Origin of the sequence: Caballeronia udeis, from assembly GCF_001544555.2 — a bacterium.
GTDB lineage: Bacteria > Pseudomonadota > Gammaproteobacteria > Burkholderiales > Burkholderiaceae > Caballeronia > Caballeronia udeis.
This window is the reverse complement of the sequence record NZ_FCOK02000013.1, coordinates 93,134-109,322: the sequence shown is the minus strand read 5'-3', so window position 1 is coordinate 109,322 and position 16,189 is coordinate 93,134. Positions and strand designations below refer to the sequence as shown.

The 16,189-nt window shown below is 59.9% G+C and carries 10 protein-coding genes and 1 pseudogene; 3 read left to right on the top strand and 8 right to left on the bottom strand.

Translation table 11 applies throughout. From position 1 onward, the window contains the following. Positions 1 to 366: 366 nt before the first annotated feature. From AWB69_RS12385 to AWB69_RS12370, 4 genes are all read right to left on the bottom strand, one after another. The gene (locus tag AWB69_RS12385) at positions 367 to 1,833 is read right to left on the bottom strand and encodes an alkaline phosphatase family protein (RefSeq protein ID WP_062085186.1); all 1,467 of its coding nucleotides are present in this window, start codon (positions 1,831 to 1,833) and stop codon (positions 367 to 369) included. A gap of 208 nt (positions 1,834 to 2,041) precedes the next feature. Continuing rightward, the gene (locus tag AWB69_RS12380) at positions 2,042 to 4,012 is read right to left on the bottom strand and encodes a putative bifunctional diguanylate cyclase/phosphodiesterase (RefSeq protein WP_062085185.1); all 1,971 of its coding nucleotides are present in this window, start codon (positions 4,010 to 4,012) and stop codon (positions 2,042 to 2,044) included. Then, positions 4,009 to 4,428, bottom strand: a complete 420-nt coding sequence (locus tag AWB69_RS12375) for a YfiR family protein (protein WP_197500218.1) — start codon at positions 4,426 to 4,428, stop codon at positions 4,009 to 4,011. Before AWB69_RS12375 ends, AWB69_RS12380 begins: the two co-directional genes overlap by 4 nt. Before the next feature lie 97 nt (positions 4,429 to 4,525). Continuing rightward, complete coding sequence (locus tag AWB69_RS12370) at positions 4,526 to 6,553, bottom strand: TonB-dependent receptor plug domain-containing protein (protein ID WP_082913372.1); 2,028 nt, start codon at positions 6,551 to 6,553, stop codon at positions 4,526 to 4,528. Between the two features lie 568 nt (positions 6,554 to 7,121). On the opposite strand from AWB69_RS12370, the pseudogene AWB69_RS12365 reads away from it, so the two are divergent. Continuing rightward, a pseudogene (locus AWB69_RS12365) lies at positions 7,122 to 7,310 on the top strand (type II toxin-antitoxin system RelE/ParE family toxin); the annotation flags it as partial. A 20-nt stretch (positions 7,311 to 7,330) separates the two neighbouring features. Here AWB69_RS12365 and AWB69_RS12360 read toward each other — a convergent pair. The 4 genes from AWB69_RS12360 to AWB69_RS12345 form a co-directional block, all read right to left on the bottom strand. Further along, entirely contained in the window at positions 7,331 to 7,582 is a 252-nt protein-coding gene (locus AWB69_RS12360; protein ID WP_062085181.1) for a cytochrome C oxidase subunit IV family protein, read from the bottom strand. Positions 7,583 to 7,600: 18 nt separating this feature from the next. After that, a complete protein-coding gene (locus AWB69_RS12355) occupies positions 7,601 to 10,861 on the bottom strand; it encodes an efflux RND transporter permease subunit (protein ID WP_062085180.1) in 3,261 nt (1,086 codons plus the stop codon). A 12-nt stretch (positions 10,862 to 10,873) separates the two neighbouring features. Continuing rightward, positions 10,874 to 12,076 (bottom strand): efflux RND transporter periplasmic adaptor subunit, encoded by a 1,203-nt coding sequence (locus AWB69_RS12350; RefSeq protein ID WP_062085179.1) that lies wholly within the window; start codon positions 12,074 to 12,076, stop codon positions 10,874 to 10,876. Positions 12,077 to 12,270: 194 nt separating this feature from the next. Next, a complete protein-coding gene (locus tag AWB69_RS12345) occupies positions 12,271 to 13,836 on the bottom strand; it encodes an efflux transporter outer membrane subunit (RefSeq protein WP_082913374.1) in 1,566 nt (521 codons plus the stop codon). Positions 13,837 to 14,199: 363 nt separating this feature from the next. Here AWB69_RS12345 and AWB69_RS12340 point away from each other — a divergent pair, with 363 nt between their 5' ends. Continuing rightward, positions 14,200 to 14,631, top strand: coding sequence for a MarR family winged helix-turn-helix transcriptional regulator (locus AWB69_RS12340; protein WP_197500217.1), 432 nt, complete (start codon positions 14,200 to 14,202; stop codon positions 14,629 to 14,631). Positions 14,632 to 14,891: 260 nt separating this feature from the next. After that, complete coding sequence (locus AWB69_RS12335) at positions 14,892 to 16,181, top strand: MFS transporter (RefSeq protein ID WP_082913369.1); 1,290 nt, start codon at positions 14,892 to 14,894, stop codon at positions 16,179 to 16,181. Positions 16,182 to 16,189 lie beyond the last annotated feature (8 nt).

The window sequence follows — 16,189 nt, the reverse complement described above, 5'->3', positions numbered from 1 at the left end:
TGGATACAGCGAAATCACTCTCGCCGGCGATCCATGTACCGACGCGTAAACGCCTTGCGGTGTCCTGGCTTCATCGACCGCGCTCGGGAGGGCGTCCAGAAAACATTCGCGTACGATGCAAGACATCCGGCGCAGCGATATTGCGCCTCAAGAAGCTAGACGTTGATTCGATACGGTATCCCCGAGCGTCTCTTCTGAAGGTACAGCAACCGGCGCTTTATGCCGGACTCAAGCATCCTCAGATCAAGATCGAGCGCTCACTGGCTTGAGCAGGACGCCAGGCGGTTTTCGCCCGGTTACCATCGCCTCCGCCCCGAAGGACAGAGGCGTTGATGCGGCGGTGGAACACGGCTGCTCGTTCCCCTCCTACGGCGAGGCCGGGAAACCGAGCGCTGTCGCCTTCGTACGCAGATCGGCGAACCGACCTCCCTCGTCGGTGGTCACCATCGACTTGGCCGACGGCGCGCCGTTCACCTGTCCATTGTCAATGGACCCGAGGCCCGGCACCCCCAACGCTCCCGCCAGCGAGCACGCGGTGCCGAAGGTGCCTTGCGTTACGGCGATAGCAGGGGCATCGGTGCGCGCAGGGTCCGCGAGATCGAGTGCGTAAGCCACGTTGAACGTGCTCGCATCGCTTGCGCGCACACCTAGCGGATCGAGGCCGAAGCGCCACGCGAGCAGTTGATGAATAGAACTAGGATCGAACGGATACCGCGATACCGCATTCGCGCGCACACGCGGACCGAGCAACATGCACGGCACGCGAAAACCGAGCCGTCCGTCGTTGCCGAGCGCCTGCTCCGCCGCCGACACCGGCTTCACCGGCGGCGCCACATGCTCCATGAAGCCACCCCATTCGTCGTAGACAATGATCATGAGCGTACGGCTCCAGGCCGGGCCCGTGCGCAACGCGTCGTAGATCTGGTCGAGCAGCACCTGGCCGTTGCGGATATCGGCGTGAGGATGATCGTCGTTGGACGTGCCGTTCACCTCGCCGGCGAAACTCGGGTCGACCATGCAGAACGAGGGCAACGTGCCCGCTGAGGCATTGGCAAGAAACTCGGCCATCAGCTTCGAGCGGCCGACATAACGCGTTCCGTAAAGCGCGGTGAACGGCACGTCGTGGAAGTAATACGCAGACGAGACGTTTTTCGCATCGAGCCGGTCCCAGATGGTCGGAAGTGTCGACGTATCGTCCGTGTCGCCCAGCCGGTCGGTCTCGCCGCTGTGGAGATACACGCGATTGGGGAAGGTGGGACCGAGGATGCCGCTCATGTAGTAATCGCACACGGTGTACTGGCCGACCGCGCCGCGATAGAAGTCCATGTCCGCTTGCTGAAAATAGCCGACCGGCAGGATATCGCCGCGCGTCAGGCTCGTGTTCGGAGTGAGCAGGAAACCGTTCATTGCGCCATTGGCGAGGTGCACGCGACCAGCATCATAGGCGTGGTCCGGATCTGCGTAGCCACAGGCCTGAAAACCAAAAGCTGCGTTGGCGGCAAGCGCGAAGGGCGTCTGTGTCTGACCGAAGGCATCGACGAACTGCCGCCCCGCAGGCAGTCCTTCGGCATTGGGCACCCACCCGAGCATGTGGTCGAACGAGCGATTTTCCATCGTCACGAGGACGATGTGATCGATACCGGACGTGGTCGGGTCGGGCAGTACAGGACGCGGAAGGTTGGCTCGGTCGGGAGGAATCTGGCCGATAACGGGGTTTGCCGGCCCCGTGCTGCCGCTCCCGCCGCCGCACGCGGATAACGCGACGGAGCTAGCCAGCGCAGCGAGAATCTGACGACGGATGGGATCGGGCGGATTGGAGGGACGATCACTCATGGCAGTCTCCTTTGGGTGTTTTATGGATGGCAGAGTGGACACGACGACCCGCATTTCATGCTTGCATTCGCGATCACCGCGAGTGACCAAGTGCGCGCAGCAGGTATCATTCCCGGCGGCCCCGGGGGCGAATAATTTCACCCGTCTGCACGGCCAGTAATCTGCCGATGGAATGACGGTGCCGCCCATTTGCTCGACCGCCCCGGGTTCACACCACCTCGCCGGCCCCCCCTTTTGATTCGGGTTCAGATGATAAGCATGGTATTGGCGGCGCTACGCTAGCAGCTACCGCCGCAAGCTCCAATTCGACACCTTCGAGCTGTAGGAGCGCTCGCAACGCGGCCGCATTCATCGGCCGTCCCAGAAGAAAGCCTTGGACGATATCGCATCCCGCTTCTTGCAGCCATGTCAGTTGAGCGCGAGTCTCCACGCCTTCAGCAACTACCGAGAGATTAAAGCCGCGCGCGAGCGCAATGACCGCGCTCGCGATGGTATAGCCGGCCTCCGGCAAGAGGTGGACGAAGCTGCGGTCGATTTTTAGACAATTGATAGGAAACGACTGCAGGTACGCGAGTGAAGAGTAGCCAGTGCCGAAGTCATCGATTGACAGTCGGACGCCCATCGCTCTCACCGCTTGCATGAAGTCTAGCGCCGCATCGACGTCGTCCATTAACAGACTCTCGGTCAGTTCGAGTTCCAGTTGCGCCGACGGCAGGCCGCTCTCATGCAGCGCCGTGCGGACCTGGTCAATAAAATCCTTCTCCCTGAGTTGGCGTGCCGAAACGTTGACTGCCACGCTTAGGGGCGCTCCGCTCGCGCTGCGCCATCCGGTTGCGTCGGAGCATGCACGCAGGAGCACCCAACGCCCGATTTCGTTTATCAGACCGCACTCTTCCGCGATCGGAATGAAGTCGTTGGGCGAAATAAATCCGTCTTCGGGATGCGGCCATCTGAGTAGAGCCTCCACGCCGACAATCAGTTGCGAAGCACAGTCGAACTGAGGCTGATAGTGCACTTCGAGCTCACCGCCCTCCATCGCCTTGCGCAGATCACGCTCGATGCGTACTCGTCGCTGCGTTTCCAACGTCATTTCGCGCTTGAATTCAGCGAACCGGTTCTTGCCCGCGGCCTTGGCATGATAAAGCGCGACGTCTGCATTACTGATCAATTCAGAAAGTGTTTGTGCATCGTCTGGGAAGATGCTCACGCCGATGCTTGCTGTTGCGAAGACCTTTTGCCCGTCCAAGTCGAACGGTCGACCAAGTGCGTCGGCCATTCTCCCTGCGATGTTGGCCGCTTCCATGCGATTGCGCACCGGGGATGCGATGACCGCGAATTCATCTCCGCCAATCCGTCCGACGACATCTGATTCTCGAACAGCGTCCCGCAATACCTCTCCCACCATTCGGAGCAGCGCATCCCCGGCACTATGCCCGGCGGTGTCGTTCACCGCTTTGAAATTATCCAAATCAACAATCAGGAGCGCAACTTGTCTTCCATCCTTGCCCTGCATGTTTATCTGCGTGGCCAAAGTGTCGTAAGTTGCCCGACGGTTAGCGAGCTCCGTGACAGGGTCTGTGTACGCGAGGTAGTCCAGTCGCTCCTCAGCTTTCGCCATGCGTGCTTTCGTCTTGAGAACGACGAGTACGGCCACAAACAATGCTCCGAACGCGGCCACCGCAAATAAACCTACGTATCGGAGCAAACCCGACTGCACGCGGGCAGTACTCGCAACCACAACCACATAGCCAAGTTCCGTCTGTCTGTATTCGACCCGCTTTACGACGGATATCTGCAGCAAGGTGCTGTCGCCGCCCGACACAAGAAGTCGCAGCACCTCCTTCTTGTCGGGAACAATCCCAAGTTTAGCGAATCCCGCGAACAGGTTTCCATCCCGGTCATAGGCCGAAATTGAGAGAAGATAGGGAGGTGGCCTGAACGTACGCAAAGACTCCGTCGCCGTTTGCTTGTCCCGAAACATCATGGCAGCCGCGAGATTGTCCGCAACGAGCGCTGCTTGCACCTCGACATCGTCGGTAAGCGACTGCCGAAGCGATATAAATTGGAATGCCGCTAAAATGCATCCGGCCACGAAAAGGGCGGTAGCGGCGGCGACAAGTTGTCCCAGACCGAATGTGTCGGCCAACGGTTTTGTGTCGCTCGCGTGTTTCGTTGTCATAGGACGTTCCTCGCAAGCGCCAGGAGCTTCGAACTAAATCGCAATCCATTTCGTTGCGCCACCACCGTGTCGATATCAAAATGGATGTGATCGTCTTCAGTGACTAGAGTGATCGCCGCACCGTCCGTTCCAGAGATCCCGCCGTCGCGCACGACCAATGTCGCGCTCGACGATGCAGGCACGAAGGACTGCGATGCGTCGCTTAACACGGCGATGTCGCAGTCCACCTTTTGGCCAGCGGAGGGCGCATCCCGGACCGTCCACGGCCTGCCACCGATCAGCTTCCCATTCAGCTTCTGCAAGCTGTCCCACATTGGGCTGCGGTGAACGACACATACATTGAAGGTAGACGAGCCTGAGGGTGATTGAGGCCAGTTGGTGAAGAGCGCGAAGTTATAGATGAACGCAGCCTTCAAGGCGGCGTCCTGGACCTGCCCGTGGCATAAGACAGATACGAGCAGGCACACCCCCCCTAGAGAGACGTGGAAGCGGGAGCGGGTGGACACGCACATCTCAAAATCCGTAGACCAATTTCGCGTAGAGCGTGCGGCTCTGCTGCTCAATTGCCTGTTGGACAAAGGCGGGCCCTGCAGGGTCTGAATAACGCTTGTTGAACGCGTTGTACACGCTGAGGGAAACGATAGCCCGCGGAATCACGCGGGACGAAGTGACCGTAAGGTTCGCAAGGCAATAACCTCCCGATGTCGAACTTTCGCTGAGCCGGGACGACACGCATTGCAGCTCCGTGCCGAATCGAACCGCGTTATGAAATAACGGGGCAACTGCATTGAGCTTGACAAGGTGGCGTGGCGAGTTTTGGAGTATCGCGCCCGTTTGGCCGTCCTTCGCCAACTGCCAGGAATAACTCGCTCGCACGCGGTAACCATCGCCAAACAACTGTTCTGTCGCGAGTTCCACCCCCGTGGCCTTTGCTTGATCCAGATTCTGATAAATGAGCAATCCGCTGGCGGGATCGGTTTCAAGGGAGATCAGGTTTTTCACCGAGTATCTGAACAGGGACAGCGTCGCGCGTCCCGAATCGGAGAAGGCGTGGTCCAACACGAGTTCGGTCGTCGTGATGTGTTCGGGATTGAGATCGGGGTTCGGCAATTGTCCGCCGCTTCCAGGCACCGCGTAGTACAACTCATATGCGTTGGGCGCGCGGTACGCCGTACCATAAATGAGTTTGACGGTATCCCTTGAAGTCAGTTTGTAGATGAGCGCCAGGCGCGGATTTACGTTACTGGCTGTGACGCTATCCCAGTCGTACCGCAACCCCGCATTGAGGGCGAAGTTCGCGGGTAGTTGAATCTCATCTTCAAAGTAGGCACCTGTCCGATTGCTGGAGCGCTTGTCGTCGAGCAGAGAGACGTAAGGGTTCAGATTGTAGTTGTACTGGTCGCGCCGCGCGTCACGCTGGAAATCAAATCCCGCGACGATTTTTTGGTTCGATATGCTGGTGACGATGACATGCGCGTCACCGCCGTACCAAAGGGCGTGATCTCCGTCGACATTCGTCGTTGGGACTTCACCAGGGTCGATCGCGACGCCCTGATAGTCATATCGTCCCCAATAAGCCTGCGTCGAGACGGCCAATCCGGAATTGATCTGATGCGCGAAAACGGCGTTGATGAAACTTTGCGCGTCATTCGTTGAATTGGGGGTGTTGAAGATCGCTCCAAAAGACCCTGTGGGAACTCCCTTGGCTCTGTTGCTGTGAGCTGCGGAGACCGTGAAGTCGCCGTAGGTTACTTTGGCGAAGAAGTTTTGTGCCCGGTCGTAATCAAGGTCGTGCGCGACGCCGTTATTTTGTTGCGGAGTATTGAATTCAGGGTAGAACAGGTCTTGACCGTCTCGAATGTAGGACGTCGCAGACAACACGATGTCAGCCCCGTTTTGCCCATGCCAGCCATACGTGGCGCGCGCCTTTTTCTCCCCGTAACTTCCTGCCGCCACCGCAGTCTGGGCGCCATTGATAGCGCTGCCTTTTTTTGTAATGACATTGACCACGCCGAAAAAAGCGTTGGAGCCGTAAACGGCGGACCCAGGGCCCGGCACGTACTCGATACGCTCGACCAGATCCATGTCGATCAACCCTTCGGTCCCAATGGTCGCTTCGTCGTACACGGCGTCGTTGGTCCGGTATCCGTCGATCATCAAGAGAAACCGGCTGTCGTAGTCGCCCGGACGTAAAAACCCACGTGCTCCCAGGTAAGAGTAATTTCGATCGTTGCTGACATACAGACCCGGCAGCGACGCTAACGCATCGGCCAGCGTTCGCCAGCCGAATTCCTTGATGTCCTGCGCCGTCAAGACGACCACAGCCGACGGTGCTTCGCTGATCGATTGCTCAAACTTGGACGCGGTCGTTATCACGGATACGTCCATCAACTGTTCAAGCGGGAGGGATGCCAAATCCGCGCTGTCCGACTCGGAGGCCACCGCTCCAGGTTTCGGGTCGACCGGCCCGAGCGTCTCCGACGCATGAGTGACCGGGGACACTGCAAGTAAGGCGACCGCAGGCAGGGCAAATGCCAACATTCCAATTTTTATGAAAGCGCGAGCCATATCATTATTTTTCTGACAGCGCCACAGCGCCTACCTGCCCAATAACGGCATTTTTCTTGCAAACTTGACTCGGCGCGGATGCGAACGGCCCGTTGGCAGGACTCCCCCAAAGCGTTTCCCGAACTGCTGGCAACGGTTTATCAGGGAGCAATGTCTCGGCTTCGAGGCGCCCGGAATGCCTCTGCGTGCTGCGTGCAACGGGCCGCCATTCGTTGGCTTGAAGAGACTGACCGATCAGGTGAACTGCGCTGAAATGCTTGAACGGATTTTGTGTTCCGTTACTCGCCATACCCCTAGCTTCGAGTCGTGGCCATGAAGGCGTTCCTGCTGCCGGAAAGAGACCAGACAGGAAGCACTTGATCTAATGGGATTTTTTAATAAGGCCGCAAAGCCACATGGCGCCTAGGCGCTGCTATCCCCGTAAAATGCAACGAAATCAGGAGCCCCCTGGAGCGCTGGAATTCGCCTCGATATGTACATACATCAGAAGATAAACTACTGTATAAAAATACAGTAGTTTATCTTCTCGGCCCCCGTCAAGATAAGGATCAGCCAGATGATCCGCACCAAGGTTGACGGTCTGCGTGAGCGCCCGACGCTGTACCGTGCCGGCCGCATCCGCGGCACCCGTGAAATGATCGTTCACCGCAACTACATCGTGTTCTACAGTGCGAGCAATGAAGTGGTGACCATCCTGCGTGTAAAACATGCGCGTCAGCAGTGGCCGTGACCGGAAACTGCCCAGGACAATCAGCCTCGCCGAGATGTGTGCGTGCCTGAAAGCCTCCTGGGTGCCTCCGGAATCGTAACCAGGGGTGCGCTCAAGATTCGGACCTTTGCGCACGCTTGCATTCCGCGATGGCCGGCGCGTTTGCCGCCGCCAAGATGCACGACGACCTGAACGAGCGCCAGCGCCGCAATCACAGGAATCGCGGTACTGGCCGGCAACGCGTGTTCCATGACAACAAGAAACGACGCCGCCGTGAGAATGACCGACAGCACGAAGCCTGCAATTCAAGGTCACGCACTGCCCTCCGCCTCGTCGGGCGTTTCATCATGACGATGAAGCTTAGGCGACACTTCATCGAGTTTGTCGCCAAGCACCCGTCGAACCGCCACGTAGAACACCGGGATCAGCAGCAAGCCAAAAACCGTGGCGAACAGCATGCCGCCAATGACGCCGGTACCGATCTCGTGACGCGAGGACGCGCCCGCACCGGTCGACAGCACCAGGGGCACGACACCCAGGATGAACGCCATCGACGTCATCAGGATCGGGCGCAGCCGCAACCTCGCCGCATGGAGCACCGCGTCGAACAAGGTCTTGCCCTCGTTTTGCCCCTCCACGGCGAACTCCACGATCAGGATTGCATTCTTTGCGGCGAGCCCGATCACGGTCACCATGCCGATCTTGAAGTAGATATCGTTCGGTATGCCACGCGTCATGCAGAAGACCGCCATGCCCAGCAGGCCCAACGGCACCACCAGCAACACCGAGACCGGAATCGACCAGCTCTCGTAAAGCGCCGCAAGACACAAGAAAACAATCACGATCGACAGCACCATCAACTGCGTCGCCGAATTGCCGGCCAATACTTCCTGGTATGACTGCCCCGTCCAGTTCGCCGCGAAGCCCGCCGGCAACGATTTGTCGACGATGCCCTGCAGCACGTCCATAGCCTGCCCGGTGGAATAGCCGGGCGCCGAATTGCCCACGATCTCCACGGCCGAATAACCGTTGTAGCGCGGCAGCGCCTGCGGTCCCACCCCCCAGTCCGTTTTCACGACGCTCGAGAGCGGCACCATGTTGTACGGGCTGATCGACGTGTTGCTCGCCGACGGATTGACCGTCGTCAGATTGCTGACGGTATTGGTCGCCGTCCCGGTGGTGCTGGCCGTGCCCGATGCGGCGTTGGCAATGCCGCTCGGCGTATAGGAATGCTGCAATGCATCCAACCCCATCCGGAACGGTGCGTCCGCTTCGAGATAAACGCGTTTGACACGGCCGCCGTACGTGAACTGATTCACGAAGAAAGGCGCCAGTTGCATCTGGAGCGCGTCATAGACGTCGGTCAGCGAGAGCCCCATCGACTGAGCCTGCACCCGGTCCACCGCCACATTCAACTGGGTCGCCGCCGGCAGCGAGTTGGGTCGAATGCCGTACAGCACCGAACTCTTGGCGGCCGCTCCCAGCAACATGCCTTGAGCCTGGGCGAGCTGTGCACGCGTCTGGCCCGAGCGTGCCTGCAGGTACATGTCGATACCGCCAAACTGGCTCAGACCGCGAATGGTCGGCAGGTTCACCACGAAGATCTGCGCGTCCGGAATGCCGTGCAGGATCATGTTGGCCTGCCCGATCAACTGCATGGCTGTTTGATCGCGCTGGCCCCAGTCCTTCAGCTTGATAAAGGCCATGCCGCTGTTTTCGCTGTTGCCTACGAAGCTGAAGCCCTTGACCGCGAACATGCCGTCGATGTCTTTCGCTATCGCGCTATGACTCAGCTTGTCGCTGATTTCATCCATCACCGTGCTCGTGCGTTCAAGCGTCGCCCCCGACGGCAGGTTGACGATCGCCAGCATGAAACCCTGATCCTCGTCCGGGACGAAGCTCGTCGGCAACCGCGTATACATGAACCCTGCAAGCGCGGCGAGCAGCACGAACAGGATCATCCAGCGCGGCGCGTGGCGTACCGCGCGCCCGACCTGGCCGTGATAGCCGTGAGTGAGCCGGTCGAACCCCTGATTGAACCAGCGGAAGACGACGTTCTTGTGCTCATCATGGTTCGCTTTCAGGATGGCGGCGCATAGGGCCGGCGTAAACGACATCGCCAGGAACGCGGACATGGCCATCGAGATCGCGATGGTCAGCGCAAACTGCGCATAGATGATGCCGGTCGCGCCCGGCTGCAGCGCGGACGGCACGAACACCGCTGTCAGCACCACCGTGATTGCGATAATCGCACCGGTGATCTGTCCCATTGCCTTGCGCGTGGCGGCCTTGGGGTGGAGCCGCTCTTCGCTCATGATCCGCTCGACGTTCTCGATGACGACGATCGCGTCGTCAACCACAATGCCGATTGCGAGCACCATGCCGAACAGCGTGAGCTGGTTGATCGTGTAATGCAGTATCGACAGCCCGATGAACGTGCCAAGCAGGGCCACCGGAATAACCAGCGTCGGAATGATGGTGGCGCGAATGTTCTGCAGGAAGATCAGCATCACGATGAACACCAGCCCGATCGCTTCAGCAAGCGTGCGCACCACGTCGGTGATCGACGCCGTGATGAATGGCGTGGTGTCGTACGGCACGCTCCAGGTCACGCCCGGCGGCAGATCTTTTGCCAGCGTCGCCATCTCCTCCTTGACCGACTTGGCGACCGCCAGCGCATTGGCGCCAGGCAGCAGATACACGCCCATCCCGCCCGCAGCCTTGCCGTTGTACGCCGCAGCCGACCCGTACGATTGCGCCCCAAAATCAATCCGGGCCACGTCGCTGAGGTGGACCACGGTACCGTCGTTGTTGGTCAGCAGGATGATGTCGCGAAACTGCTGCAGCGACGAAAACAGGCTGTCGCCCGACACGGTCGCGGTAAAGACCTGTCCCTTGACCGCGGGATCCGAGCCCAATGCGCCGGTTGCGAACTGGGCATTCTGCGCGGTGACTGCATTGAGCACCTGGGTGGTCGACAGCCCATAACCCTGCAGCTTGTCGGGGTCCAGCCAGATCCGCAGCGCGTACTCCGAACCCAGCATGAACGTGTTGCCGACGCCATTCAGACGCGCGATGACCGGCTGGATCTGCGAGGCGATGATGTCGCTCAGCCGTGACGCGTCAATAGACCGATCGGAAGACTGCAGCCCGATGAACAGCAGGATGTCCGGGCTGGCCTTGGCGACCGTCACGCCCTGCTGGATCACCGCGGCCGGCAGCAGGGGGTTCGCCAGCGTGACGCGGTTCTGCACCTGAACCTCGGCAATATCCGGGTTGGTGCCCGTCGCAAAGCTCAGCGTAATGGTCGCGGTGCCGTTACTGCCGGATGACGAACTGAAGTACAACAGGTTGTCGATCCCGGTGAGTTGCTGCTCGATCACCTGGGTGACCGTCGACTCCATGGTCGTCGCGTTCGCGCCGGGATAGGTCGCCGTGACCGTGACCTGTGGCGGTGCAACGTCGGGATAGGAATCCACGCCCATGCGCTGCATCAGAATGATACCGATCAGGCAGATCAGGATCGGAATCACCCAGGCAAAGACGGGACGGTCGATAAAGAAACGTGGCATGAGGCAGACTCCTTAAGCGTGGTCAGCGGATGCCTGGGGGGCATTGCTTCCGTTCGAAGCCGCGCTTGGTGACTGCCAGGGCACCGGCTTGGCCTGCCCGCCGACCTGCACGGCCTGCAGACCCGTCACGACGACCTGATCGCCGTTATCCAGGCCGTTCGTGACGATCCAGTTGTTGCGATAACTGTCTTTCGTGTCGACAGTCTTTCGCTGCACCTTTCCGTCCGGCCCCACGACGAACACATAGGCGCCGCCGGTGTCGCGCTGCAAAGCCTGCTGCGGGACCAGGAAGACGTTGTGCTGCTGGCCGAGGTTGACGCTCAGCGTCACATACATGCCGGGCAGCAGCTGGTGCTGGGGATTCGGCACGAGCGCGCGCAAGCTGACGGCGCCCGTAGCCGAATTCACGGCGACATCGGAGAAGTCCAGCGTGCCTGGCTGGTCATAGGCGCTGCCGTTGGGCAATACGATCTGGACCTTGGTCTCGTCCTGGGCAGACAGGGCGACGTTGCCCAGTCCCTGCGCCTGCCGCAGCGTCACCAGATCCGCCGCGCTCATCGAGAAGTTTACGTACAGGGAATCGATCTGATCGACGGTGGTGAGCGAGGTGCCGCTGGAGCCGGCATCGCTGGTGCTGCTGCCAACGACAGCGCCCTCGGTCACCTGTTGCTGGCTGGCAATGCCGTCGATCGGCGAAACGACCTTCGTATAGCCGAGATTGATCCGCGCGCTTTGAACCGACGCCTGGTCAGCCTTGACCTTGGCGGCGTCGGTGCGCACGGTCGCATCGGAATTGTCCACGGTTTGTTGCGACACCGAGCCAACCGGCAGCAACTTATGGTTGCGCTCCGCCGTCACGCGGTCATTGGCATACGTGGCCTCGTCGCCGGCAAGCGTGGCGAGACTGTTGCTAAGCACGGTCTGGTAGAAGGTCGGATCAATCTCGAACAGCAACTGCCCTTTCTTGACCGCACCGCCTTCCTTATAGGCACGCCTGAGCAGCACACCCGACACACGAGCAGTCACGTTGGCGCTCATGTAGGACGACAACCGGCCGACCAGATTTTTGGTGAGCGGTGTGCTTTGCGGCGCGACTGTCACCACGCCGACCTGCGGCGGTGGGGGCGCAGGAGGCGGGCCGCTCTTGCTGCAAGCGGCAACAGCAATCACGCCCAGGCAAAGCAGGGGTACACGCAGTGTTGATAGCTTATTCATTGAAACTCCATTCATGCTTGAGCTCGATAGCAGCCGGTCGGGACACGTCTTGCGTCGTTTTCGCCGTGGTGGGCGCAAACGGAAATGAAATGTTCATCTTGAGATGACTGGCGCGGCCAATCCCGGTTACAACACAAAACGGGATCGAACCGGGCATGGCGGACTCATGCAGCCACACATTCGGAAGCCGCACCTTAATGCGCCGAGGCTTCCGTTACTGATGGATCGGCTTTCGGCCCGCTTGCCGACGGCGCACCGGTACTCACCGCTCCCCCGTGCGCCTCGTCCCATTGCCAGCCGCCGCCCAGGTCCTTGATCATCGTGACGCTGGCCTGCGTCAGCGAGGACTGGGTATCTTTCAGGTTCTGTTGCGCCTGCAGCAGCGTGAGCTGCTGCGTCAGCAGGCTCTGCTCGCTCGCGCTGCCGACCTGAAACTGGGCATGCTCGCTCGAGAAGAGCTGCTGGTTACGCTGATAGATATTGGCGAACGCCTGCTCCTGCTGCTGCAGGTGATTCCAGTTCGACAGACCATCCTCCACGCTCTCGAATGCGCTCAGAACGGTCCCGCGATAGGCGGCCACGTCTCCGTCGTAGGTCGCCCGCGCTTCCCGCACCGCCGCCGTGCGCGCACCGCCGTCGAAGATCGTCGCGGCCAGATCGGGGCCCAGGGTCCAGATGCGGTTGGGCAGCGAGAACAGGTGGGCAAGCGTGTTGTGCTGGAACTCGCCTTGAGCCGACAGATCGAGCGTCGGATAGAACGCCGCTTCGGCGGCGCCTATCTTTGCGTTCGCCGCCGCTGCCGTGCGCTCGGCGCTGACCACGTCGTAGCGTCGTTCGAGCAGCTGCGAAGGCAGGGCAAGCGGCACCACCGGCGTCACGAAGGCGTAATCCGACCGCGGCGCCAGGGTAAAGCTGCCTGGCGGCACACCGATCAGCACGGCAATCGCGTGTTCAGATTGCTCACGCGCCGTCTGCGTGGTCTGCAGGTCGGCGATCACCAGTTCCAGCGAGTCCTGTGCCACCAGCACTTCGTCGTTCGACTGGGAGCCCTGGATAAAGCCCGCCCGCGTCATGTCGAGGATGCGCTCGTCAATATGCTGCTGCTGTTTGAGCGATTCGATGTCGAAATCGTCTTGCCGCAGCAGAAAATAATCGATCGCCAGCGTAGCCGAAATCGACAGGCGCTCTCCCGCCAGTTGGGCGTCGCTTGCCTGAGCGCTGGCTTTGCTCGATTCGACTTCACGCCGGATTTCGCCCCACAGGTCAAGCTCCCAGCTCGCCGCCACGTTTGCGTTGACGGAATTGGACACGCCCGCTCTGCTGGTGGTCGTGTTATTGCCGACAGCACCCGCCCCTACACCGGTTCGCGAGCCGGACAAGCCCGCGGTGACCGTAGGGAACAGGCTCGCCCGGTTGGCCTCGACCGTCGCCTGCGCAAGGCGATATGCGGCCTCTGCCTGTGCGATCGACTGATTGGCCTTGAGCGCCTTGCCAATCAGGTCCGTGAGCTGATCGTCCTGATACGCGAGCCACCAGTTACTTGTCAGCGACGCCTGGGGATTCGCCTGCGCCCGCTGCCAGTCGACTCCCTCCTTGAAAGTGGCGGGAATCTCGACGGTTGGTTTCTTATAATCCGGGCCGACCGCGCAGCCTGCGACGCTCAGCGCAACCAGTCCGACCCCGCAACGCCGCCACGCGCTTTCCAGGATATGGGATAGAACCCCACCAGCGTTGTGCATCGGGAACTCATTCAGTGTCATATTCTTCTGTCCGCCAACGGAAATATTCGCGAGCGTTACCTTGCAAAACAATTGAAAGGAATCCGAAGTATTTAGAAAGAAATATCCCGGAAGACATCGATCACCTGACCACCTCTTTTATCTCGCACCACCCACAGACAACACGTCATCCTGAGCGCTAGCGCATAGCATAATCTCAGTAGGAGTTTCCCGCAGATGTGGGCATGACACCTCGTACGGCGCGTATCTTTTCGAAAGGTTGAGTAACAAACCGCGATTAGATATCATCTAATAAATTATCAATTGATACTAAATTAGATGTCAAGAAAAAGTGTTCCGAGAGAATTGTCCGTTACCGTTCCTGTCTCTCCGGAGAGCAGTCAGTTGCTTGCTGTCTTTGGTAAATTCGGCTTGGCCTATCATCGGTGGGCGCGTTCACACCTGCCGGTCGACGCCGGTTTAACCGTGCCTCGCGCCACCATGCTGCTGGGTCTGGCGACAAAGGCGGAGCGCGTCAGCATGGGAGAGCTTGCGGAGTTTCTCGAGATGTCGCCCCGTAATGTGACAGTCCTGGTTGATGGCCTCGAAAAAGAGAATCTGGTGCGACGTGTGCCTCACGAGCGCGATCGCCGCGCCACGCTCATCGAGATCACCGAGGACGGAAAACGAGTCGTGGAAAAAACGCTTCTGCCATCGCAACTGGCAATAGCGGAGCTGTTCGAAGATCTGACCCCGCGAGACAGGAAGGACCTCATCCGGCTTATGATGAAGCTGCTTACTTCATTACAGGCCCGCGGTGTTGAGGCGCCGGCTTAGATGACGTCTTAGGTGACGTCTTAGGTGACGTCTTAGGTGACGGCTTAGGTCGAGCCTTCGGTCACGTCTTCTGTCATGTGACAGAACCCTGCCGGGTAGTCGCCATACCGGTATAGACAGCGGACTGGTTGCGCCACCGTTCACGCCTTACGATCCGGGTTGAAGCCCGCTCGCTTCCTCACTTTGCGCGGGGCGGTTGTTCCGGCCCTCAGGAAGTCGCCGGACAACACTCACCCTCCCGCGCTGACCCGGACAGAATGATGAACAAACAAACGGCAAGCGCCCTTCAAGATGATTCCCCGGCTGCGGAGGAATTCACCCACTGGCGGCGCAATCTCATCGTCTGCGTATTTGGATCGTTCACGACCATCGTGGCCATGACACTCATGCTGCCATTCCTGCCGCTTTACGTGGAACAGCTGGGCGTCAAGGATCATGCCGCGATCGTCCAGTGGTCCGGCGTCGCTTACGGTGCGACGTTTTTCACTGCCGCGCTGACCGCGCCACTGTGGGGCCGGCTTGCCGACCTCTACGGCCGCAAGCCGATGCTGATCCGCGCCAGCCTCGGCATGGCCGTCATCATGTCGTTGATGGGGATGGCGCATAACGTCTGGCAACTCGTCGGCCTTAGACTTCTTGCGGGCCTGCTCGGCGGATTTGCGTCGGGTTCCACCGTGCTGGTCGCCACCCAGACACCGAAGGATCGATGCGGCTGGGCGCTTGGCGTCCTGTCTTCCGGCATCATGGCCGGCAATCTGGTTGGCCCGATCATTGGTGGCTCACTGCCGCCGCTGATCGGAATCCGGTCGACCTTTCTCGCTTCGGGCGCCCTTATTTTTATTACATTCCTGGCGACCGTATTCTTCGTCAAGAACGAGCGTCACCCGGGCGTGAGCAAGAAGGGGAAGCGGCGTGGCAGTTGGGCTGAGATCGGCGACAAGCGGCCGACGGTCGCCATGCTGGTGACCGGCATGCTCCTGATGCTGGCAAACATGTCGATCGAGCCGATTATCACCGTCTACGTGGCGCAGGTGGTCGATGTGCATCAGGTCACGTTTGTCGCGGGACTGGTGATGTCGGCCGCGGCATTGGGCAGCATTCTCTCGGCCTCGTACCTGGGCAAGCTCGCTGATCGGGTCGGGCATTGGAACGTCATTATCGGCTGCCTCGCGGTGGCGGGCATCCTGCTGATCCCGCAGGCGTTCGTCACGCGGGGCTGGCAATTGGTCGTGCTGCGCTTCCTGATGGGCCTGGCGCTCGGCGGACTGCTGCCTTGCGTTGCCAGCGTGATCCGGCACAACGTGCCGGCCTCCGTTGCAGGAAATATGCTGGGTTATTCGACGTCTGCGCAATATACCGGGCAGGTTGCCGGACCGCTTGCAGGCGGTTTTGTCGGCGGGCATTTCGGCATGCGGGAAGTGTTTTTCGGCACCTCGGCCCTGATGATCGCGGGCGCCATTTATAACTGGATCCTTAGGGCAGCCAATGTCGATAAAACTGCTAAGGCAACGCTAAGCGGTGCGGTCGAGCAAGTCGCCAAGGACCGTTGAAAAGCAGC

What these genes read in the sequence shown, in the direction of transcription:
- AWB69_RS12345 (WP_082913374.1), bottom strand. Translation starts at nt 13,836, where the DNA reads ATGACACTGAATGAGTTCCCGATGCACAACGCTGGTGGGGTTCTATCC.
- AWB69_RS12380 (WP_062085185.1), bottom strand. Translation starts at nt 4,012, where the DNA reads ATGACAACGAAACACGCGAGCGACACAAAACCGTTGGCCGACACATTC.
- AWB69_RS12370 (WP_082913372.1), bottom strand. Translation starts at nt 6,553, where the DNA reads ATGTTGGCATTTGCCCTGCCTGCGGTCGCCTTACTTGCAGTGTCCCCG.
- AWB69_RS12350 (WP_062085179.1), bottom strand. Translation starts at nt 12,076, where the DNA reads ATGAATAAGCTATCAACACTGCGTGTACCCCTGCTTTGCCTGGGCGTG.
- AWB69_RS12335 (WP_082913369.1), top strand. Translation starts at nt 14,892, where the DNA reads ATGAACAAACAAACGGCAAGCGCCCTTCAAGATGATTCCCCGGCTGCG.
- AWB69_RS12355 (WP_062085180.1), bottom strand. Translation starts at nt 10,861, where the DNA reads ATGCCACGTTTCTTTATCGACCGTCCCGTCTTTGCCTGGGTGATTCCG.
- AWB69_RS12385 (WP_062085186.1), bottom strand. Translation starts at nt 1,833, where the DNA reads ATGAGTGATCGTCCCTCCAATCCGCCCGATCCCATCCGTCGTCAGATT.